Origin of the sequence: Frankia sp. Cppng1_Ct_nod, from assembly GCF_920656135.1 — a bacterium.
Taxonomy (GTDB): Bacteria; Actinomycetota; Actinomycetes; order Frankiales; family Frankiaceae; genus Protofrankia; species Protofrankia meridionalis.
On the sequence record NZ_CAKKTK010000033.1, the window covers coordinates 15,704 to 36,402 of the forward strand.

At 68.6% G+C, this 20,699-nt stretch carries 19 protein-coding genes and 1 tRNA gene; 2 read left to right on the plus strand and 18 right to left on the minus strand.

The genetic code is table 11. From position 1 onward, the window contains the following. Nucleotides 1-105: 105 nt before the first annotated feature. The 14 genes from NBW77_RS11650 to pgsA form a co-directional block, all read right to left on the minus strand. Nucleotides 106-681, minus strand: coding sequence for an adenine phosphoribosyltransferase (locus tag NBW77_RS11650; RefSeq protein WP_131747110.1), 576 nt, complete (start codon nucleotides 679-681; stop codon nucleotides 106-108). Then, the gene (secF, locus tag NBW77_RS11655; protein WP_131747111.1) at nucleotides 678-1,865 is read right to left on the minus strand and encodes a protein translocase subunit SecF; all 1,188 of its coding nucleotides are present in this window, start codon (nucleotides 1,863-1,865) and stop codon (nucleotides 678-680) included. Before secF ends, NBW77_RS11650 begins: the two co-directional genes overlap by 4 nt. A gap of 2 nt (nucleotides 1,866-1,867) precedes the next feature. Beyond that, nucleotides 1,868-3,880, minus strand: a complete 2,013-nt coding sequence (secD, locus tag NBW77_RS11660; RefSeq protein WP_502799471.1) for a protein translocase subunit SecD — start codon at nucleotides 3,878-3,880, stop codon at nucleotides 1,868-1,870. A 244-nt stretch (nucleotides 3,881-4,124) separates the two neighbouring features. Next, nucleotides 4,125-4,679 (minus strand): preprotein translocase subunit YajC, encoded by a 555-nt coding sequence (gene yajC / locus NBW77_RS11665; protein WP_502799472.1) that lies wholly within the window; start codon nucleotides 4,677-4,679, stop codon nucleotides 4,125-4,127. A gap of 141 nt (nucleotides 4,680-4,820) precedes the next feature. After that, nucleotides 4,821-5,879 (minus strand): Holliday junction branch migration DNA helicase RuvB, encoded by a 1,059-nt coding sequence (ruvB, locus tag NBW77_RS11670; RefSeq protein WP_131746415.1) that lies wholly within the window; start codon nucleotides 5,877-5,879, stop codon nucleotides 4,821-4,823. Between the two features lie 8 nt (nucleotides 5,880-5,887). Then, nucleotides 5,888-6,541, minus strand: a complete 654-nt coding sequence (gene ruvA, locus NBW77_RS11675; protein ID WP_250279685.1) for a Holliday junction branch migration protein RuvA — start codon at nucleotides 6,539-6,541, stop codon at nucleotides 5,888-5,890. Further along, a complete protein-coding gene (ruvC, locus tag NBW77_RS11680; protein ID WP_131746414.1) occupies nucleotides 6,538-7,101 on the minus strand; it encodes a crossover junction endodeoxyribonuclease RuvC in 564 nt (187 codons plus the stop codon). The genes ruvA and ruvC overlap by 4 nt, the downstream gene beginning before the upstream one ends. 879 nt (nucleotides 7,102-7,980) lie before the next feature. Further along, nucleotides 7,981-8,736 (minus strand): YebC/PmpR family DNA-binding transcriptional regulator, encoded by a 756-nt coding sequence (locus NBW77_RS11685; protein WP_131746413.1) that lies wholly within the window; start codon nucleotides 8,734-8,736, stop codon nucleotides 7,981-7,983. Nucleotides 8,737-8,746: 10 nt separating this feature from the next. Then, on the minus strand, nucleotides 8,747-9,385 hold the full coding sequence (gene pdxT / locus NBW77_RS11690; protein ID WP_131746442.1) for a pyridoxal 5'-phosphate synthase glutaminase subunit PdxT: 639 nt from the start codon (nucleotides 9,383-9,385) through the stop codon (nucleotides 8,747-8,749). Between the two features lie 17 nt (nucleotides 9,386-9,402). After that, nucleotides 9,403-10,368, minus strand: a complete 966-nt coding sequence (gene pdxS / locus NBW77_RS11695) for a pyridoxal 5'-phosphate synthase lyase subunit PdxS (protein ID WP_131746412.1) — start codon at nucleotides 10,366-10,368, stop codon at nucleotides 9,403-9,405. A gap of 363 nt (nucleotides 10,369-10,731) precedes the next feature. Then, entirely contained in the window at nucleotides 10,732-11,427 is a 696-nt protein-coding gene (locus NBW77_RS11700) for an MSCRAMM family adhesin SdrC (protein WP_242605767.1), read from the minus strand. A gap of 33 nt (nucleotides 11,428-11,460) precedes the next feature. After that, nucleotides 11,461-12,618, minus strand: coding sequence for a glycosyltransferase family 4 protein (locus NBW77_RS11705; protein ID WP_131746410.1), 1,158 nt, complete (start codon nucleotides 12,616-12,618; stop codon nucleotides 11,461-11,463). Further along, entirely contained in the window at nucleotides 12,615-13,517 is a 903-nt protein-coding gene (locus NBW77_RS11710) for a phosphatidylinositol mannoside acyltransferase (RefSeq protein ID WP_131746441.1), read from the minus strand. Before NBW77_RS11710 ends, NBW77_RS11705 begins: the two co-directional genes overlap by 4 nt. A 36-nt stretch (nucleotides 13,518-13,553) precedes the next feature. Further along, nucleotides 13,554-14,183: a phosphatidylinositol phosphate synthase gene (gene pgsA, locus NBW77_RS11715; RefSeq protein WP_242605766.1), complete on the minus strand. Its 630-nt coding sequence runs from the start codon at nucleotides 14,181-14,183 to the stop codon at nucleotides 13,554-13,556. Between the two features lie 353 nt (nucleotides 14,184-14,536). Here pgsA and NBW77_RS11720 point away from each other — a divergent pair, with 353 nt between their 5' ends. Further along, entirely contained in the window at nucleotides 14,537-16,705 is a 2,169-nt protein-coding gene (locus NBW77_RS11720) for an elongation factor G-like protein EF-G2 (RefSeq protein WP_250279686.1), read from the plus strand. 8 nt (nucleotides 16,706-16,713) lie between these two features. Here NBW77_RS11720 and NBW77_RS11725 read toward each other — a convergent pair whose 3' ends face one another. The 4 genes from NBW77_RS11725 to NBW77_RS11740 all read right to left on the minus strand — a co-directional run bounded on the left by NBW77_RS11725 (nucleotide 16,714) and on the right by NBW77_RS11740 (nucleotide 19,732). Continuing rightward, a complete protein-coding gene (locus NBW77_RS11725) occupies nucleotides 16,714-17,277 on the minus strand; it encodes an HIT family protein (protein ID WP_502799473.1) in 564 nt (187 codons plus the stop codon). Nucleotides 17,278-17,736: 459 nt separating this feature from the next. Further along, on the minus strand, nucleotides 17,737-18,060 hold the full coding sequence (locus NBW77_RS11730; protein ID WP_131746408.1) for a hypothetical protein: 324 nt from the start codon (nucleotides 18,058-18,060) through the stop codon (nucleotides 17,737-17,739). A 106-nt stretch (nucleotides 18,061-18,166) separates the two neighbouring features. Further along, a complete protein-coding gene (locus NBW77_RS11735) occupies nucleotides 18,167-18,997 on the minus strand; it encodes a Crp/Fnr family transcriptional regulator (RefSeq protein ID WP_131746407.1) in 831 nt (276 codons plus the stop codon). 660 nt (nucleotides 18,998-19,657) lie between these two features. Continuing rightward, nucleotides 19,658-19,732: transfer RNA gene (locus NBW77_RS11740), tRNA-Val, on the minus strand. A 499-nt stretch (nucleotides 19,733-20,231) separates the two neighbouring features. Between NBW77_RS11740 and NBW77_RS11745 the strand changes: the two genes are divergently transcribed. Beyond that, nucleotides 20,232-20,663 (plus strand): SsgA family sporulation/cell division regulator, encoded by a 432-nt coding sequence (locus NBW77_RS11745; protein ID WP_131746406.1) that lies wholly within the window; start codon nucleotides 20,232-20,234, stop codon nucleotides 20,661-20,663. Nucleotides 20,664-20,699 lie beyond the last annotated feature (36 nt).

Genomic DNA, 20,699 nt, shown 5'->3' on the forward strand with positions numbered 1-20,699 from the left:
AACCCCGGCCGGATACGCGCGGATCACATAAAGGTCACAGAGTCAGGCGCAGGCGGATGGAGACACTGATAGCCGGCCACCCGGACGGCTATCGGCGACAACCACTCACACTTCCATGATCGAAGAAATCGCGAGGGGCGCCAACCGGTCACGTCCCGAAAGGAAAGCGAGTTCCATCAGGACGGCGAGCCCAAGAACCTCGGCGCCGGACTGACGCACCAGTTCGGCGGCGGCGACGGCCGTACCACCGGTGGCCAGAACGTCATCGACGAGCAGGACCCGGTCACCGGGCCCGAACGCGTCGGCCTGCACCTCCAGCGTCGCCGTGCCGTACTCCAGATCATAGGTCCTGCTGATCGTCTCGCCTGGCAGCTTGCCCTTCTTGCGGATGGGCACGACACCGATGCCGGTCCGGTAGGCGACCGGAGCCGCCAGCAGGAACCCTCGTGCCTCGATGGCCGCCACCACGGTGGCCCCGTGGCTGCCGGTCGTGGCGGCGAGCTCGTCGATGACCACCGCGAAGGCCGCCGGTGCCATCAGCAGGGGAGTGATGTCCTTGAAGACCACCCCGGGCTTGGGGAAGTCCGCAACGTCTCGAACATGGGCTCTCAGCACATCCGCGGCACGGGACGCGGTGCCGGTGGAGGCGCTGGTCGTCAGGTTTGGCTCGATGGTCGTCACCGCCGCTTTTTACCGCCTGGACGACCTTTTCTGCCGGAACGCCGTGCCGACGGTGGACGGCGCGCCGCGGCGGGCCGGCCCGGCCGGGCCCCGGCGACCGCCGGTTCACGGACACCCGTGGGCTCCTCACGGCCGCGTTCCGGCACGTCCGCGGTACCGGTCGGGGTGGACCGACCGCCGACCCCGGCCTGGACCCGGGACGGCTTCGTGGCCTCACGCGCGGCCGACGCCCGCTGGCGGGCCACCCGCTTGTCCAGGTCCTTCACGGCCGGTTCGTTCTTCTTCAGATCCACCAACAGCGGCGTCGCGACGAACAGCGACGAGTAGGTGCCCGAGGCGATACCGACGAACTGCGCGAGGGCGAGGTCCTTCAGGGTTCCTGCGCCCAGCAGGCCGGCACCGATGAACAGCAGCGAACCAACCGGTATCAGCGCGATGAGCGAGGTGTTGAGGGACCGCACCAACGTCTCGTTCAACGCGTCGTTGGTGGCCTCCGCATAGGTGCGTCGGCTGCTCGTGGCCATCCGGACGGTGTTCTCCCGTACCCGGTCGAAGACGACGACCGTGTCATAGAGGGAGAACCCCAAGATGGTGAGCAGGGCGATCACGGTCGCGGGGGTGACCTGGAAACCCACCAGCGAGTAGATGCCCATCGTGACAATCAGGTCGTGGACGAGTGAAGCCATCGCGGCGAGCGCCATCTTCCACTCGAACCGGACAGACAGATAAACCATCACGAGCACCAGGAACACCACGAGTCCCTGCAGTGCCTTGCTGGTGATGGTCGACCCCCACGACGCGCCCACCGTCGAGATGTCGATGTCGTTGGCGGAGACCGCGAACCGCTGCTGGATCGCTTCCTGTAGCTGACTGGTCTGCGCCTCGGTCAACGTCGGGGTCTGCACCCGGAACTGGTGGGAGGTGTCCAGTTTCTGGATCACCGAGTCGGCCGGCTTGACCCCGACCGAGGACAGCGTCGCCTCCGCCTCCGCCACCGGCCTGCCACCCGACGGGAACTGGAAGAGCGCACCGCCCTTGAAGTCGATCCCCAGGGAGAAGCCCCGGATCGCCATGCTGGCGATGCAGATGGTCAGCAGCACGCCGGAGGCGATGTACCAGAGCCTGCGCCGGCCGACGAAATCGACGTGGAACTCACTGCGGTAGAGCCTGCTGGCCCAGGACATTTCTACTCCCCCTGCCCCGCGCCGGGCGGACCCGACCGTGATGACCCCGGATCCTGTGATGACGGCGAATCGGACGATCGTGAACCCGCCTTGCCCAGGGAGACCGGGGTCTGCTCACGCCCGGTTGGACGCGGGCGGGAAAGTGGTTCCTCAGGGCGCCGCCGACCGACCGCGGTGCTGGTGAGGCCGGAGAAACGACTGGTGGCAAAGAACGGCCTGCGGACGAGGAGCGAAACCACCGGTTTGGTGAAGATGAACATGATGAGCACGTCGACCAGGGTCGACAGCCCGAGAGTGAAGGCAAATCCACGGACGGAGCCGACGGACAGGATGTAGAGCACGGCGGCGGCCAGGAAGGAGACCGTGTCCGCGGAAAGCATGGTCCGCCGGGCCGACGGCCAGGCCCGGTCGACCGCCACCCGAACGCTGCGGTTCTCGCGAACCTCGTCCTTGATGCGTTCGAAGTAGACGACGAACGAGTCCGCGGTGACGCCGATGGCCACGATCAGGCCGGCGATACCGGCAAGGGTGAGGGTGAACCCGATCAACTTACCGAGCAGCGCGACAGAGCCGTACACGAGCAGTCCACTCACCGCGAGAGAACTGATCACCACGATCCCGAGAGCCCGGTAGTACAGGAACGAGTAGAGCGTCACCAGCGCAAGACCGAGAGCCCCCGCGATCAGGCCCGCGGTCAGCGAGTCCTGCCCCAGGGTCGGGGAAACCGATTCGGCGCTGGACTGCTCGAACGCCAGCGGCAGGGCGCCGTAACGCAGGACGTTGGCAAGATCCTGGGCACTGGACTGGGTGAACGAGCCCGATATCTGGGCGTCTCCGGCGATACGGTCGTTCGTGGTGGGAGCCGACTGCACCACGCCGTCCAGGACGATGGCCACCTGCTTGCCGATCGTCTTCTCGGTCAGCTTGGTGAACTTCGTCTGCCCGCCACCGGTGAAGCTGACGTTGACGATCCACTCGCCGGTACTCACCGACGTGGTGCCGCCGGAACTCGCGAGCCCGGCTGTGGCCGACTTCACATCGGTCCCCACGACCTGTGCGGGCATCAGCAGGTACTTGGTCGTGCCGCTGCGGTCACAGGCAGCAACCCAGTCCGATGGTCGGTCCATGCTCGCCGTCCGGCTGCGCACGTCCGACGCTGCGCAGGTCAGGCTTTGGAACCGGACCACGACATCGTCGGGCGGGGTGGCGTCGGCCGCCTGCGGCGACTGGGCTGGTGTCGACTGGGCTGGTGTCGACTGGGCTGGTGTGACCGCCGGCGGGGACGACGCCGCGGGCGCGGGCGAAGCGGTCGGTGCGGGCGAAGCCGACGCGACCGCTGCCCTCGGCGATGCCGACGCGACCGGCGATGTCGACGCGACAGATGAAATCAACGCGGCCTGCGCAAACAGTCCGCTGCCGACCACATCCGACCGGGTCGTGGTCGACGCCGATGGGTTGGCGCCGGCGTGGGCACCGGCGGACGAGGTGGGGGTTGGTGCGGTGGGGGCCGGTGCGGTGGGGGCCGGTGCGGTGGTCGGGACACCGGACGGGGTCGCGCCCGGGGTCGAGGTCGATGCGGCTGTCGGCGCGGCCGTCGGGGTGGGAGCAGGCGCCGGAGCGGCGGCCGCGGACGTGTAGACCTCACGGAAACGCAGTTCGGCGGTCTGTCCCACCAACTGGACGACGTCGTTACGGCCCCGGCCCGGAACCGAGATCTCGATCTGCGTTCCATTGCGCTTGACCTCGGCCTCGGCGACACCGAGACCGTTGACCCGCTCACGGATGATGTCGACCGCCTTGTCCACGGCCCCGCTGTCAACCGCCCGACCCGCCTCGGTCGACCGGGGCGTGAGGATCACGCTGGTGCCGCCCTGGAGGTCAAGGCCCAGCCTGGGCGTCCAGGTACCGGTCAGCGCCATCGCGCCGTAGAGCAGCGCCAGGATGGCGCAGAGGACCCCGATGCGGGCCCAGGCGGGGCGCGTGGCCTTACGCCGTGGCCTTGACCCTCGTGCCAACGGATGTCCCTTCGTCACGCGCCGCTGCGCTCACTCGCTACCTGGTGGATCTGTCGGATGGACGGGATCCGTCCACGACCCGGGGGGACCTGGGTGGACCTGGGTGGACCAATCTCGCAGCACCCGATGGCCCGACCGCGCCCAAGGTATCGGAACGACTGTCAAACTCGATGCTTTCCGATACCACATTTCCGATGCCGATGTTGCTGCCGTCGGTCATACCGGTTTCAGCCCTGGGGCGCTCTCAGGGCTTGCCCGACCCCTTACCCGGTGTCGAATCACCGGGCTCATCCGGATGATCCGGTTTTTCCCGGTCCGACTCGTCCTGACTGATGTTCTTGGTCATGTCGATATACGGCTCGTCCGAACCTCGCCCGCCGGCCTCGGTGTCGTCGGCCGGGTGGTCGACCACCGTCTCATCATGATGATGGCCTTCGTGGTCATGGTCGTGACCTTCGTGGTCATGGTCGTGACCTTCGTGGTCCGGCGTCTCCGTGTCCGGCGACGAGACGACCCGGGCCACCGCCCCGCGGGCGAAGCGGCAGACCACATCCGGCGCGACCTCCAGCAGCAGATCGCCGTCGTCGACCTCGACCACCGTCGCGTACAGCCCGGCCGTGGTCACCACCAGTGTCCCGGGAGCAAGCGAGGCCAAGGTCTGCTGTTGCGCGCGCTGACGGCGCCGTTGGGTCGACATGAAGAAGAAGACGAGCGCGACAATAATGATCAGCGGAAGGAAACCGCCGATCCCACTACTGCTCTGTTGGGCCACCGCCTCGGTGACCGCGAATACCTGCACGTCCACGTCCTCCCATGTTGTGCGGCCGATCGTACGTACCGACCGCGGGCGTGTGACGCGCAGGCCCCAGGATTTGCCTTACGGGTTGGCCGGGGACGGCACGATCACCACCCCCGCGGGCCGCCACGGCTTGCAGGACCGTCAGCCGGGTTCACCATCGTCGAGCAGGAAGATCGGCGCCTGCGAACGCCCCAGGCCGCCGTCCACCGGATCAAGACCGAGGTGGGTGAAGGCGGCCGGAGTGGCCACACGACCCCGGGGAGTCCGGGCGAGCAGGCCCGCACGCACCAGGAACGGTTCGGCCACCTCCTCGACCGTATCCGGCTCCTCCCCCACGGCAACCGCCAGGGTGGTGAGGCCCACCGGCCCGCCACCGAAGCGGCGCACCAGCACCTCCAGCACCGCACGGTCGAGCCGGTCCAGACCGAGAGCGTCGACGTCATAGACGCGCAGCGCGGCTCGGGCGACCTCACGGGTGACGATCCCGTCCGCCCGCACCTCGGCGTAGTCGCGCACCCGGCGCAGCAACCGGTTGGCGATCCGCGGAGTGCCGCGGGACCGGCCGGCGACCTCACTCGCGCCGTCGCCGGTGAGGCGCACTCCCAGCAGCCCCGCCGACCGGTTGAGCACGCTGGTCAACTCGTCCGGATCGTAGAAGTCCATATGGGCGGTGAAACCGAACCGGTCCCGCAGCGGGCCGGTCAGCAGGCCCGATCGGGTGGTCGCGCCGACCAGCGTGAACGGGGCGATGTCCAGCGGGATCGCGGTCGCGCCGGGGCCCTTGCCGAGCACGACGTCGACCCGGAAGTCCTCCATCGCGGCATAGAGCAGCTCCTCCGCAGGGCGCGCGATGCGGTGGATCTCGTCGAGGAACAGCACCTCACCCGGGGAGAGCGCGGTGAGGATCGCCACGAGATCCCCGGCACGTTCCACCGCCGGGCCGCTGGTCATCCGCAACGGCACCGACAGCTCCCGGGCAATGATCATTGCAAGGCTGGTCTTGCCCAGCCCGGGCGGCCCGGAGAGCAGGACATGATCAGGTGGGCGACCGCGGGCCCGCGCACCCTCAAGCATGATCGTAAGCTGCTCGCGCACCTTCTGCTGGCCGATGAACTCCGCCAGCGTCCCCGGCCGCAGACCGGCCTCGAACGCCTGTTCCTCCGGCCCCGCCACCGGTGAGATCAGACCGTCGACATCCATCGGCCGTCCTACCGGGGCCGCAGTGCGGCCAGCGCCCGGCGCAGCAACACACCCACCGCGTCCGCACCCTGCTGATCACTGTCGCCGTCCCGCACCGCCACCACGGCATCCTCCGCCTCACGCGCGGTGTAGCCGAGACCGAGCAGCGCGAGGCGGACCTGCTCGGCCGCGGAAGGGGCACCCGCGGCGGGCGTCGGCGCAGCGGAACCGTCGGCATCCGCACCGGTGTGGTCCGGGCCACCCGCCGCCGGCAGCGACGCGGACGGCCCGATCCGGTCCTTCAGGTCGAGGACGATGCGCTGCGCGCCCTTGCGGCCAATACCGGGGACCTTCGTGAGAGCCGCCAGATCCTCGCTCGCGACCGCGCGGCGCACACCGTCCGGGCTGTGGACGCCGAGCACGGCCTGGGCAAGTCTGGGGCCTACGCCGGACGCACTCTGCAGCGTCTCGAAGACGTCGCGCTCGTCAGCGTCGGCGAAACCGTAGAGGGTCAATTCGGTCTCGCGGACGACCAGGGTGGTGACCAGGCACGCGTGCTGCCCGACCCGCAGCCGGGCCAGGGTCGCCGGGGTGCACTGCACCAGCAACCCGACCCCGCCGACCTCGACGACGGCGGCGTCGGGTGACAGTGCCGCGACCGTTCCCGACACGGATGCGATCATCGGCGCGCACCCTCCCCGGTCCCGGTTGGGGAACCGGAACCGGTACCGGCGGGGCCGCGCCGGGCGGCCGCCTGCATCCTGGCCAGCGCCGGCCCCCGCCACAGATGACACAGGGCGAGGGCCAGAGCGTCCGCTGCGTCGGCCGGTCGTGGCGGTTCGGAAAGTCCCAGCAGCCGACTCACCATGAACGTGACCTGGGTTTTGTCCGCCCGACCGCTGCCGCTGACCGCGGCCTTCACCTCACTGGGCGTGTACAGCGCCACCGGCAGGCCCCGGCGGGCGGCGGTGACGATCGCCACCGCTCCGGCCTGCGCGGTACCCATGACCGTCCGCACGTTCGCCTGACTGAACACCCTCTCGACCGCGACCGCGTCCGGGTTGTGCCGGTCGATCCACTCAACCAGGCCACGCTCCAGAGCCCACAGCCGCGCGGCGATGTCGTCGGCTGCCGGGGTGCGCAGCACACCGACCTCGACCAGGGATGTCTCCTGGCCGGGCCCGCCGTCGACCACCCCGAGCCCGCAGCGCGTAAGCCCCGGATCGACCCCCAGCACCAGCACCAGCGCCCTCCCACCGACCAGCCGTCCGAAACAGTGCGTCCGAAACAGTGCGTCCGAAACAGTGCGACCACCGACTCGTCCGCCACGATTGTGACACGACTGAACGTCTGTTCGATCCTAACGACACACCCGGGTACATGCGCGCCCTGCCTCGGCGAAAGCCACCCGAGCCCGCCCTGCCGGTACAAGTACCGGTACCGGTCGGCATACCGTGAGACAGCCACCGGGCGCGGGCGGCCCTGGTCCGCGATCTCCAGTACCCCGAGCCACCGCTCCACCCAGTGGGACCTCCAGTCGCCGGGGGTGGCCGATGCCGCGGCGCTGGTAGAGCACATCGCGGACCAATTCGATCTTTCATGACAGGCGTACCTGAGCTGCGGGGGGTATCCACGAGCGGTCAGCGAGCAGGACCGTTCGGGTGTCGTCAGTGAAGCGTTCCTGACCGACCTTGAGCAGTGGCTGCACCGTGATGTCGACCGCAACGCCCCCGAAGAGTCGATTCCCCAGCTACTCGGCGGGCTCCACTCCCGGACCGGGGCACCCCTGAACCGCAGCCGGACGTCAACCGATCTGGGCTACCACTCACGCCAGTCGTTCGATCTGCGACTGGTCAAACTGGTCCGCGCCTTCGGCGCGGTCTGGTGCCACCAGGTGACGAAGGAAGGATGCCGCGTGCCCGGTGCCCTCGCCAAGCTGTACCTGTCTGATCCGATCATGGCCTGGTTGGGCCCGAGGCCCGCACGATCGAGAACACGTTCGGACGGGGCGTCGTGGCCACAAAGAACATCACCGACACAACTCAGGCGAGCTGGGCGATACCCGCACCACTGGTCGCGCTCCTGCTGAGCTGACCCGGTACCGCCCACGCACCGACACACCTCAGGCCGACACCAGCTCCATGATCTCATCGGAGATGTCCGCGTTGAACCAGACGTTCTGGACGTCGTCGAGATCCTCGACCGCCTCGACGAGCTTGAGGACCTTGCGCGCCGACTCCTCGTCCAACGGGACGCTGACGCTCGGGAGCCACGACAGGTCCGCCGACGAGACCGCAAGGCCCGCGTCGGCAGCGGCGACACGCACCGCGTTGAGGTCCGTGGCCTCCGAGACGACCTCGAAGGAGTCACCCAGGTCGTTGACCTCCTCCACGCCCGCATCGAGCACCGCGGCCAGCACGTCGTCCTCGCTGAGCCCGGGCGTCTTCGCTACGAGAACCACGCCCTTGCGGTTGAACAGGTATGAGACCGACCCGGGATCCGCCACGGTGCCACCGTTGCGGGTGATCGCGACCCGGACGTCGGACGCGGCCCTGTTACGGTTGTCGGTCAGACACTCGACCAGGACGGCCACACCGCTCGGCCCGTACGCCTCGTAGGTGATCTCCTCATAGCTGGCGCCGCCGGCGAGTTCCCCCGAACCCCGTTTCACAGCCCGGTCGATGTTGTCGTTGGGCACCGACTGCGACTTGGCCTTGGCGATCGCGTCCGCGAGCGTCGGATTCCCGGCCGGGTCCCCGCCGCCGGTCTTCGCGGCCACCTCGACCGTCTTGACCAGCTTCGCGAACAGCTTCCCTCGCCGCGCGTCGATGACCGCCTTCTTGTGCTTGGTGGTCGCCCACTTGGAGTGACCGCTCATGCCTTGCCCCTCACCTGTCCCGGCCCATGCCTTCCACGGTTTTCTTCCACGGTTTCGCGCTTTCCACGATGTCGACGAACAGTTCGTGCATCCGTGTGTCGCCCGTCAGCTCCGGGTGGAACGCGGTTGCCAGCACATTGTCCTGCCGAACCGCGACAGTCCTGTCACCCACCCTGCCGAGTACCTCGACCTCATCCCCGACCTTCTCCACCCACGGTGCCCGGATGAAGACCGCCCGAACCGGACCGCCCGCAACACCCGCAAGGTCGAGCTCCGCCTCGAACGAGTCGACCTGCCGGCCGAAGGCGTTGCGCCGCACCACAACGTCCAGACCGCCGAGGAGCGGCTGGTCGGGCCGGCCGTCCAGAACGTCCCGCGCGAGCAGGATCATGCCGGCGCACGAACCGAAAACCGGCAGCCCGTCCACGATTGCGCCACGCAGCGGCTCGAGCAGGTCGAACACCCGCAGCAGCCGACCGATCGTCGTGGACTCCCCACCGGGAAGCACCAGCCCGTCCACCCCATCGAGATCGGATGCGCGGCGGACCTCCACGGCGTGCGCACCGACCGCGAGAAGCGCCCGGACATGTTCACGGACATCGCCCTGCAAAGCCAGCACACCCACCCGTGGCGCATCCGTTCGTGGCATTGCCACCCCGGCGTCGCTCACCAGCCACGATCGGCGAACCGGGCCGCGGGCTCCAGCTCGCTGGCGTTGATGCCGACCATCGCCTCCCCAAGCCCGCGCGAGACCTTGGCGAGGACGTCTGCGTGGTTGTACATGGTGGTGGCCTCGACAATCGCCCGCGCCCGCCGTGCCGGATCACCGGACTTGAAGATGCCCGAGCCGACGAACACGCCGTCCGCTCCCAGCTGCATCATCAGCGCGGCGTCCGCGGGTGTCGCGATGCCACCGGCGGTGAACAGCACGACCGGGAGCCGGCCGAGCCGGGCCACCTCCGCCACGAGTTCGTACGGGGCACGCAGCTCCTTGGCCGCGGAGTACAGCTCGCTCGGGTCCAGCGCGGACAGGCGGGCGATCTCCCCCCTGATCGTGCGCATGTGCACGACCGCGTTGGAGACCTCGCCGGTGCCCGCCTCACCCTTCGAGCGGATCATCGCCGCGCCCTCGCCGATGCGGCGCAGCGCCTCCCCCAGGTTGGTCGCACCGCAGACGAACGGGACGGTGAACGACCACTTGTCGATGTGGTGGTGCGGGTCGGCGGGGGTGAGGACCTCGGACTCGTCGACGTAGTCGACCCCGAGTTCCTGGAGCACCTGGGCCTCGACGAAGTGGCCGATACGCGCCTTGGCCATGACCGGGATCGACACCGCCTCGATGATCCCCTCGATCATCTCGGGGTCGCTCATCCGGGCCACGCCACCCTGTACGCGGATGTCGGCCGGAACCCGTTCCAGTGCCATCACCGCGACCGCGCCCGCGTCCTCGGCGATCCGCGCATGGTCGGCCGTGACCACATCCATGATCACGCCACCCTTGAGCATCTCCGCCATGCCCCGCTTGACTCGTGCCGTCCCTACGTGGGTCCCACCGACGCCGGGGACCTCGGCCGCCGGCGCGGGCCCGCGCCGCGGCTGGGCAGACTCGGGTGCGGTCAGGCCGTCGGACATGGCGCGCCTCTCTGTAGCCAGGATCTGTTCTGTAGCCAGGATCTGTCGGTGGTGCCGGAATCGGTGGTGCCGGAATCGGTGGTGCCGGAATCGGTGGTGCCGGAATCGGTGGTGCCGGAATTCGGTCCGAACGTACCTCCGTCCCCGCTCCGGACGAACGTCGACAAACCGGGACCTCCGCGGGCCGGACCGCACCGGACATGCGAATTCGGCCGGACGGGGGACGTCCCATCGTACGGCCGGAGCGCCGGCTGGGGCCGCGCTGGTCGGACACGGTCGATTTCGACGTGCAGACCGATTTCGACGTGCACCCGATCTCGGCGCGTCCACCCTCCGGCGGCCGACTCCACCAGGCACGGCACACTACGAAGTGAATCCACCGAACTCCGACATGTCACCGTCCAGCCTGCCGCCGTCGTCGGCACCCATGCTGTCGTTCGTGCTGTCGTTCGTGCTGTCGTTCGTGCTGTCGTTCGTGCTGTCGTTCGTGCTGTCGTTCCTGTTGTCGTTCCTGTTGTCGGAGTCGCCCCGCTCCGGCAGGGCATCGTCGATCTCGAAGTAGGCCGGCAGCCCGCGGCGTCCGGACAGGCGCAGCACCCGGACGATCCGCCGGCCGCGCAACGCCCGCACGTCGCGCACGGCGTCGTTGTGCAGTTGGCGTGCGAGGGCGACCCGGGCCGCGGCCACATCCACCGCGTGCAGGGCGTCCGGTGCCCGGTCCCCGGTCGCGGCGACCGCCGGTGACCGCAACGCCCGGCTGAGCGCGTTCTCGACCGCTTCGACGTCGTTGTCCAGCGGGCCGCCGGCGGCACGCCCCACGTGCGCCGACCGGGCACGGGCCACCGCCTCGCCCAGTTCCGCCAGCTCGCAGCGCCGCGCGAGGTCCCCGGCCGCGTCCACGCGCAACGCCAGCTGGCTGGTGAGACCCGCGCGGGCGTCGGTGACCCGCACCGCGAGGCGGTCGAGGCGGCTGGCGAGCCAGGTGAGATAGGTGGCGATCATGACGACGACCGCAACCGTAACGACAACGAGGGTCACCTCGCGCAGCGTAGTCAACATCGAGTGAGCCCGCGCCGCCAGGGACGGTCATCATCACGCAGAATGACGAATTGTCTCCTGGTCGGTACTCGCCGCTACCGAAACGGGCGTATCCCCTGCGACCATCTCGTACACCCCGACGATCTGCTCCGCGATCACCGGCCAGTCGTAGGCGGCGACCGCGGCGCGTCCCCGCTCGGCGAGCAGGTGTCGTTCGCCCGGATCGGCGAGCAGGTCGGCAAGTGCCCGGGCAAGGCCCTCGGTGTCCCCCACCGGGAACAACCGGCCCGCATGGCCGTCGTCCAGGACGCGGCGGAACGCATCGATGTCACTGGCCACCACCGGAGCGCCCACCGCCATCGCCTCCAGCAGGATGATGCCGAAGCTCTCCTGGCCGGTGTTGGGCGCGCAGTAGACGTCTCCGGAGGAGAACACCCTGGGCTTGTCCGCGTCGGAGACGAGCCCGAGCAGGGTCACCCGGTCCCGCAGGCCCGGGTCCACCCGGTCGAGCACCGCCTCGCTGTCGCCGGGGCCCGCAACCAGCAGCCGCGCGTCCCCGCACCGGTCCATCAGGGCCGGCAACGCCGCCACCAGCACGTCCAGGCCCTTGCGTGGCTCATCGATACGCCCGAGGAAGACGACGGTGGCACCGTTCGGGGTATGCGCGGGCAGCGGTGTCGCGTCCTGGAAAGCGCGTATCGACACGCCGTTGGGAATGAGGACCGCGTCCGCCCCGAGGTGCTCCACGATCGTTCGCCGGGCCGCCTCGGACACCGCGATGCGGGCCCGGACCTTCTCCATGGACGGCTGCAACGCACCGTGCGCGACCGTTAGGATCTTCGAACGCGGGTTGGCCGTGTGGAACGTGGCGACCATCGGGCCGTCCGCGAGCATGCACGCGAGCAGGCTCACGCTCGGCGCCGTCGGCTCGTGTACGTGCAGCACGTCGAAGTCGTTGTCACGCAGCCAGCGGCGAACCCGGGCCGCGGACACCGGGCCCATCAGCAGTCTGGCGACCGAACCGTTGTAGGGCACCGGCACGGCGTGCCCGGCGTCCACGGCATACGGCGGGAGTGTGTTCTCGTCGTTCACCGGAGTGATCACCGAGACGTCATGACCCATGTCAATCAGAGTCTCCGCCAGGTCACGGACGTGGACCTGCACTCCTCCGGGCACATCCCACGTATACGGGCAGGCGATTCCGATCTTCATCGTTGCGTCCCCTCGGGGACGTCCGGGCCGTCCGCCGCCGGGCCGTCCGCCCCGGACGGCGGCCCGTCGCGCCAGATGCGCTGGAGCATGTGCCAGTCCGTCGGATGGGACGCAACGCCCTCGGCAAAGGCGTCGGCCAGCGCCTGGGTCATCCGCGGCACATCGGTGTGCGCCACCGCCGGGTGGATCCGCACGCCCCAGCCGTCGGGGTCGAACCACAGTGTGGCCGGAAGCAGGGTCGCGCCGGTCCGCAACGCAAGGGCGGCCGGTCCGGGCGGCATCGTGGCGGTCGCGCCGAAGAAGGTGACCGCCACCCCCGCCTCGGACAGGTCACGGTCGGCCAGCAGGCACACCGTCCCGCCGGCGAGAAGGCGGTCGGCCAGCAGATCGAAGGGCGGCTGCTCGCCACCGGTCAGCGGGATGACCTCCATCCCGAGCGCGGAACGGAACCGCACGAAGCGGTCGAACAGCGATGTCGGTTCCAACCGTTCGGCCACCGTCGTGAAAGGCTCCCCGTTGGCGGCGAGCCAGGCCCCGGCGTGCTCCCAGTTGCCCATGTGCGGCAACGCGGCGATGGTGCCACGGCCGGAGGCGAGGGCGTCGCGCAACCTCGGTTCGTCCAGCATGCGCATACCTTCGACGATCCGGTCACGGGGCATGTCCTGCAGACGGAAGACCTCCAGCCAGTAGCGGGCGTAGGAACGCATCGCCATCCGGGTGAGGCGGTCGAGGTCGGTACCGGGCGGGACGGTACGCGACAGGTTGGAGCGCAGCCGGCGGACGCCCCGCCCGTCGCGACGGGTGGCAACGTCGGCCGCTGCCGTGAACGCCGCGGCGGCGACACGCTCGGGCAGGACCCGGACGACCCGCCAGCCCGTCGCATACGCCAGATCCGCCATCCGGGCACGCGGGATCTTCAAGACGGCCCGTTCCCGTCAGCGGACCCGCGTCGGCGCGCTCGGTTCGGCCCGATGGGGGGCCATGTCGGCGTCCTGAACACGCCGCAGATATTGCTTGTACACATGAACAATGCGTTGAGTCACCGTTAGTACGGTGGCCCCGACCAGGAACCACAACGCGGCCGGAAGAAGATACGGCACGCCCAGACCATAGAGACCGGCGGCGACCAGGACTATCAGTAGCCGCTCGCCGCGTTCCGCGAACCCGACATCACAGGTGAAGCCGAGCCCCTCGGCCCGGGCCTTGACGTACGAGGTGATCGAACCGGCCACCAGGCAGGTCAGGGCTGCGCCGCAGAGCGGCAGCGAGTCACCGTCACCGGCATACCAGATGACCAGCGAGCCGAAGATCGCCCCATCCCCGACCCGGTCGGACGTGGAGTCCAGGAACGCACCCCAGGGCGAGGAGATCCCGCGAGCGCGGGCGATCAGGCCGTCCAGCAGATCGGAGAAGACGAACAAGGTGATCACAAGGGCGCCGAGGAAGAAAACACCGCGGGTGAAGAAACCCAGCGCCCCGCCGACCACCCCGACGGTCCCCACGACGGTCACCACGTCCGGCGACACCGACGACCGGGCCAGTCGCTCGCCCAGGGGATCGAGCACGCGTTGAATCTGCGGTCGCGCCTTGCTAGCGAGCATGTCCGTCCCGTCGTGTACGTCCGGCACTGCCCTTTCACAGTACCGCCGACACGGTCAGTAACCATATAGCAGCTGGGCCAACATGGGTTGTTCACATCCGCGCTGAGGGGGAACCTTGTCCTCACAGCGTCATCCGCACAGCGTCATCCGCACAACATCGTCCGCACAACACCATCGCAGCGATACAGCGATACATGGACCAGCGTTCCGCCGACCGGCGGTTCGTGCAGGGGCCACAGCACAGTTCGTCACACAGCCGTCCACTGGTGACAGCCTTCCCACCCACCCAGTGGCCATGTCACACCGGGGAGGCACAGGTGCCGTCAACCACCCACCACACCCGTCCTGATCACCACCATGGCAGCGACGTGCGCAACATCGTCCTGGTCGGCCACACCGGCGCGGGCAAGACAACCCTCGCAGAGAACCTGCTGGCCGCGTCCGGCAACGGCGAATCGCACGGCCGGTCCACCGGTGCGCGCTACACCGACCACGACGATACCGAACACCGCCAACGCACGATCAACCTCACCGTGCTGTCCACCACGCACCGGGGTCTACGGATCAACCTGCTCGACACCCCGGGCCTCGCCGACTTCATCGGCGACCTGCGCGCCGGTCTGCGCGGCGGTGACGCGGCCCTGTTCGTGGTCAGCGCCCTCGACGGCGTCGACGGCTTCACCCGCCTGCTCTGGGACGAGTGCGCCGCCGCCGGGACACCCCGCGCAATTGTGATCACCAAACTCGACCGTCCCCGGGCCGATTTCGCCGCGACTCTCGCGACCTGCCAGAAGGTGTTCGGCGCCGGCGTGCTGCCCCTGTACGTGCCGCTGCCTGGCAATCCCGAGCCGGACAGCGGCGCCGCCTACCAGCTGGTCGACCTGCTCTCGGACAGCGGCGCCGACAGCGCGGACGAAGATGGCGCGAACGGGTCGGTCGGCGCCGCACGCAACGCCCTGATCGAGGGAATCATCGCCGAGAGCGAGGACGAGTCCCTGCTCGACCGGTACCTGGCCGGTGACACCCTCGAGACGAAGCTGCTGCTCGACGATCTGGAGACCGCGGTCGCACGCGGCCGGTTCTACCCGGTCCTACCGGCGGCCGGTGGCAGCGGGACCGGCGGCGCCATCGACGGGGCACTGGGAACCGCCGAGCTGCTGGACCTCTTCACGCACGCGTTCCCGTCCCCCGAAGAACACCTGCTGCCAGCCACCAGCCGGCCGGACGGCTCGTCCTGCCCACCTCTGTCAACCAACCCGGACGGTCCGCTGGCCGCCGAGGTCATCAAGACGACGACCGACCCCTATGTCGGTCGCATGTCGCTGATCCGGGTGTTCTCCGGGACCCTGCGCCCCGACATGGCCGTGCACGTCTGCGGGCACGGCCGGGCCGAGCGCGGTCATCCCGACCATGACGAGGACGGGAAGGTCGGGGCGATGTCCCGACCGGACGGCCGGTCTCGCCAGCAACCGGCCGAGGTGTGCCGGGCGGGCGACATCTGCGTCGTGTCGAAGCTCGCCACCGCCGAGACCGGCGACACCCTGTCGAGCCCGGACAGTCCCATCCTGTTCGAGGCCTGGTCGATGCCCCAGCCCCAGCTGCCCATGGCGATCCAGGCCCGGACGAAGAGCGCCGAGGACAAGCTGTCGACTGCGCTGACCCGCCTCATCGCCGAGGACCCGAGCCTGACCCTCGAGCACAGCGGCGAGACCGGGCAGCTCGTGCTGTGGTGTATGGGCGAGGCACACAGCGACGTGGTCATCGAACGGCTCCGGGACCGGCACGGGGTGGACGTGGAGAAGGTGCCGCTGCGGGTGCCGCTGCGGGAGACGCTACGCGGACCGGCCCGAGGCGCCGGCCGCCACGTCAAGCAGTCGGGTGGACATGGACAGTACGCAATCTGCCATGTCGAGGTGGAGCCGCTCCCGACCGGTTCCGGGCGGGAGTTCGTCGACGAGGTCGTCGGCGGCGCGGTCCCCCGCCAGTTCATCCCGTCGGTGGAGAAGGGCGTGTGGCGCCAGCTCGACCTCGGAGTGGCCGCCGGCCATCCGCTCGTCGATCTCCGGGTCCGCCTGGTGGACGGCAAAGCGCACTCGGTGGACTCCTCCGACGTCGCCTTCCAGGCCGCGGGCGCGCTGGCGCTTCGGGATGCCGCCCGCACCGCCGGGATCATCCTCCTCGAGCCCGTCCTGTCCGTGCGGGTACTCACTCCGGATGAGCATGTCGGCCCGGTGACCAGTGATCTTGCCGCGCGGCGGGGACGGGTCATCGGCATCGAACCGGTCGGTGGCGGGGACGAGGGCCGCACAGTCGTCCGGGCCGAAGTGCCGGAAACGGAGATGCTGCGGTACGCGGTCGACATCCGTTCCCTGACCCAGGGAACCGGATCGTTCTCCAGAAGTCAGCTACGTTACGAACCGGTGCCGGAGCACCTCGCCACCGAGCACCTCGCCACCGAGCACCTCGCCGCCAGGGCGAACGGGTAGCCCCTGTGTCACTCCGTCTCCTTCCACGCCGTCGCGGTGAGGTCACGGGTCTGGCCCAGCAACGCGGGCAGCACCCTGGTGCCGCCGACGACCGGCATGAAGTTGGTGTCACCACCCCAGCGCGGCACCACGTGCTGGTGAACGTGTTCGGCGATGCCCGCGCCCGCGACCAGGCCGAGGTTCATCCCAACGTTGAACCCGTGCGCGCCGCTGGCCCGCCGCAGCGCCCGCAGCGCGTGCTGGGTGAACAGGGCCATCTCGACGGCCTCGGCGTCAACGAGGTCGGCGTAGTCCGGGACGTGCCGATACGGCACGATCATGATGTGCCCGGAGTTGTACGGGTAGAGATTGAGGACGGCGTACACGGTGTCGCCCCTTGCGACGACCAGCCCCTCCTCATCCGACATGGACGGAATCTCACAGAAGGGGCAGTTCTCACCGGTCGGCCGGTTCTCGCCCTTGATGTAGGCCATCCGATGCGGTGTGTACAACCGGCGGAAGGCGTCCGGGCTGCCGACGCCCGCCTGCGCGTCAAGAGGGATGCCCTCCGGCGTGGTAGACGTCACATCCACGAACTGTCCGTTCCCTCCGTGCAACCTGGCGATGCGGTGTGACCGGACGGCGCAGTGTGACCGGACGGTACCGCCACGACCAGCGACCAACCTACTGACGTCCATCTGCCTACACCGGCGTGGGTGTCCCGTCAAAGAGCCTGGGACCCCGATGCTCATGCACCCTTTGGCCGAGCAGAGAAGAGAGGCTGACGGCGTGGGGGGGTCGCCGCCAACCTCTCCCCGGTAGCGTAAGCGGTTTCGAACCGCGGCGCCCGTACTATGACCGGAATCATTCAGCGTGTCGCCGCCGAGGCAGACCCGTCACGCCGGGTTCCCCGACGGCCGTTCCCGACGGCCGTTCCCGACGGCCGTTCCCGACGGCCGTTCCCGACGGCCGTTCCCGACGGCCGTTCCCGACGGCCGTTCCCGACGCGGTCGCCCACAACCACGCGTCAGCTACACACCTTCGCTTCGCATTCACATGGCGCCGTGCTGTGATGGGTGCGCACGATCCGGCAATCCATACGACAATGTGCAGTTCGACGCGCGGGTGGAGAAGCCCGCGACACAGGCCGCACCACCGCGACATAAAAGATTGATCATATAAAGATTTTCAATAGGTATCGATGATGCACACGAATCGCTCGCCCCAATGACGACACCTGTTGCGATGTTTTGCGTACGGGCGGTCTCCTCGTTCGACATCCCGAAGACCAGGTCACCCGGCACGCTCATTCTCACGAGCAGCATCCCCGACTCTCGAACAAATATGGCGTAATCATATAACCATCCGACCACCATCGGCTGATCGTCCGCATGGGTACGGGAGGTTTCTCGACAGGAATGTTGCAGCCGTCCCTCAGCGTCCGGGCAGGTTCCAGCGCAAGAATCGGCGCAGGCGGGCGGGCTAACGATGGACGGCGCCGTCAGCGGCGGTTCCGAGCGCGTCCAGGTCGTGGATGACGATCCGGCGGTAGCGGGTGCTGAGGACACCCGCGGCCCGTAACAGCGCGAGTGCCTTGTGCACGCTCGGCTCACCGGCGCCTATCAACGCCCCGATCTCAGGCTGGGTAAGCACGCCGATCGCGATGCCGTCGCTGACCGGCTCTCCGTGCAGATAGGCCAGTTCGACCAGGACGCGGGCCAAGCGGATCTTCACCTGGTCTCCGTAGTCGACCCGACGCCGGGTCGACCATCGTAGCTTCGCGGCGACGGCGCGGTTCATCTCTGCCGCCACCGACGGGTGGCGGGCGAGAAAGGTCCGGATGTCGTCCGGGCCGATCCGCCGTGCGAGAACGTCACCGGCAGCGGTCACCGTCGCAGAGCGGGGCTCGTCGTCGATGGCCGCGAGCTCACCGACGACGTCCCCGCCGACGCGGACAGCAAGTAACGCCTGAATTCCGTGCGGGGTCACCCCGGTTACCTTGCACACGCCGTCAAGCAGCACGAACAGGTCCCGGTCGGTGGCCCCCTCCACGATAAAGGCGGCGCCGTTGGAGAACCGCACGGTCTGCCCGAGACTCAGCAGTTCACGGTGCAGCCGCGAGTCGATGCGGCCGAGGAAGGTATGCCCAGGCCAGTCACGGCCAGTAGCCGGACCATCCGGGTAAGATCCGTTCCTGCTGGTCAGCGTCCGGTCAGGTGCTACGTCGCCCGGCTGAACCGACCCGAACGGTGGTGCGCCCCGCCCCGCGGCGTTAATGACGGACGGCGCGTCGTCGTCGTCGGACGAAAGCATGGCCGCCCCCCCAACAGCGTCCCGGTGGAGACCACCCGCCGGGCGCGAACGCAGCGCCAGGCATCGGCGTCCAGTACAAAACGCGACATGAACCTATCCGATAGGGCGCGCATCCGATGACCTGACGTCACGCCTACGTCGTCAGACAAAGCGGATGCCGATTCAGATACGGATAAATCGGACATGCCGGTGCGTGAGCCCAGCGGCACATGCCGCCATTCCACTGTCCGAACCAGTGCAAGCCGGCTATCGTCCGCTCGTGCAAGACCCGCCGATACTCGTAGGGTCCACCGATATCGCCATTGCACTCGGAGTCACTCGCCAGGCCGCTGACCTGCGGCTACGGAACGACCCGCGAGCGCCGGAACCAGCCGCCATAATCAACAGCACTGCGGCCTGGACCGGAACCCGCGTGTGGTGGCGGGCCGACATCGACCGCTGGCTCGGTGGACCCGACCCTGATCGTTGGAGAACCGTGCCCACGACCACCCCCACGCACCCGTCGAGTTGAGAATGCCGGAGCACGCCGATCACGCAGCACCATCGGCATCCTTACGGGGCGAAGCCTCACATCGGGGGTCCGGGGGCGCCCCCGGGCAGACATGACGAAGGGCCAGTGGCACGCAAGCACAGCTCGCAGGCACACCGGCCCCAGGTCATTGGTGGGCGTACGTGGTTTCGAACCACGGGCCTCTGCCGTGTGAAGGCAGCGCTCTACCACTGAGCTATACGCCCCGACCATCCGTCGGGAGGACACGTGAAGCTTACTACGCTGCCGTGCTCGGCCCTGCATCCAGGGTCGAGGCGATAGCCGGCGAGACATGGACTACTCGCCGTACGGGAGCGGTCTGCGGTGTCAGCGACGTTAAGCCTTGCGCAGTGGGGTCCGTTCGGTCACGATCCGGACACAACTCACCTCGATTGGGACGCGCGAGGGAGGGGTAGACCTCTCCCAACACGCACAACAGCAGTAGCGATTCAACTACGAAAGGTAATCGACCTACGGGGGTTCTGCCACATGGCGCGAACTGACTCAGACGGCCGCAGCCGACACCGGCCGTGGTCCACACCAGGTAGCTGGGACCTGTACACCTGCGCCATGCCGGGCAACTCTTCCGAACCGGCGTAACGGATGTTCAAGTCGCATAACCTTGTTTCCAACGAGGCTCAAAGAGGGAACCATCTCGTTACACGGGTGCTCGCCCGCACCACCGCAGCACTGAGAGGCCGCCCGATGACAATTCGCCATGATTCCATCACAGCAGAGCTCGCACTTCGGCTTGTCGTGCCGGGCGGTGCACCCGTCCCGGTCGCGGCGACGATGCGCTACGAACCCGCGGATCCCTACGCGATCAGCATCGGGTTCCGTACCGGCGCGGACGAGGTCGTCGAGTGGACGTTCGCCCGCCAACTGCTCGGCGACGGTGTCCGGCGGCCAGCCGGCGACGGGGACGTGCAGGTATGGCCGGCGGCCCAGTCCGGCGGACGGATTGTCTGCCTCTCCCTTTCCAGCCCTTCGGGCCACGCGCTGTTCGAGATGCCGCGGTCGGAGGTGCTGTCGTTCCTGCGTCGTACCTACTCGGTCGTGCCACTGGGTAGCGAAAGCGACGTGGTCGATCTGGACGCCGAACTCGCGCTGCTTATCTGGGGCGGGCCACAGACCTGACATCGCCAGGCCGGGGCGACTGCCTGCCCCGGCCTG

Bases quoted from the DNA above. Each gene is read 5' to 3' on its own strand.
- secF (WP_131747111.1), bottom strand. From the start codon at position 1,865: ATGTCCTGGGCCAGCAGGCTCTACCGCAGTGAGTTCCACGTCGATTTC.
- ruvB (WP_131746415.1), bottom strand. From the start codon at position 5,879: ATGGATGTCGACGGTCTGATCTCACCGGTGGCGGGGCCGGAGGAACAG.
- ruvA (WP_250279685.1), bottom strand. From the start codon at position 6,541: ATGATCGCATCCGTGTCGGGAACGGTCGCGGCACTGTCACCCGACGCC.
- NBW77_RS11685 (WP_131746413.1), bottom strand. From the start codon at position 8,736: ATGAGCGGTCACTCCAAGTGGGCGACCACCAAGCACAAGAAGGCGGTC.
- pdxT (WP_131746442.1), bottom strand. From the start codon at position 9,385: ATGCCACGAACGGATGCGCCACGGGTGGGTGTGCTGGCTTTGCAGGGC.
- pdxS (WP_131746412.1), bottom strand. From the start codon at position 10,368: ATGTCCGACGGCCTGACCGCACCCGAGTCTGCCCAGCCGCGGCGCGGG.
- NBW77_RS11700 (WP_242605767.1), bottom strand. From the start codon at position 11,427: ATGTTGACTACGCTGCGCGAGGTGACCCTCGTTGTCGTTACGGTTGCG.
- NBW77_RS11705 (WP_131746410.1), bottom strand. From the start codon at position 12,618: ATGAAGATCGGAATCGCCTGCCCGTATACGTGGGATGTGCCCGGAGGA.
- NBW77_RS11710 (WP_131746441.1), bottom strand. From the start codon at position 13,517: ATGGCGGATCTGGCGTATGCGACGGGCTGGCGGGTCGTCCGGGTCCTG.
- NBW77_RS11730 (WP_131746408.1), bottom strand. From the start codon at position 18,060: ATGGTGGTCGGATGGTTATATGATTACGCCATATTTGTTCGAGAGTCG.
- NBW77_RS11735 (WP_131746407.1), bottom strand. From the start codon at position 18,997: ATGCTTTCGTCCGACGACGACGACGCGCCGTCCGTCATTAACGCCGCG.
- NBW77_RS11745 (WP_131746406.1), top strand. From the start codon at position 20,232: ATGACAATTCGCCATGATTCCATCACAGCAGAGCTCGCACTTCGGCTT.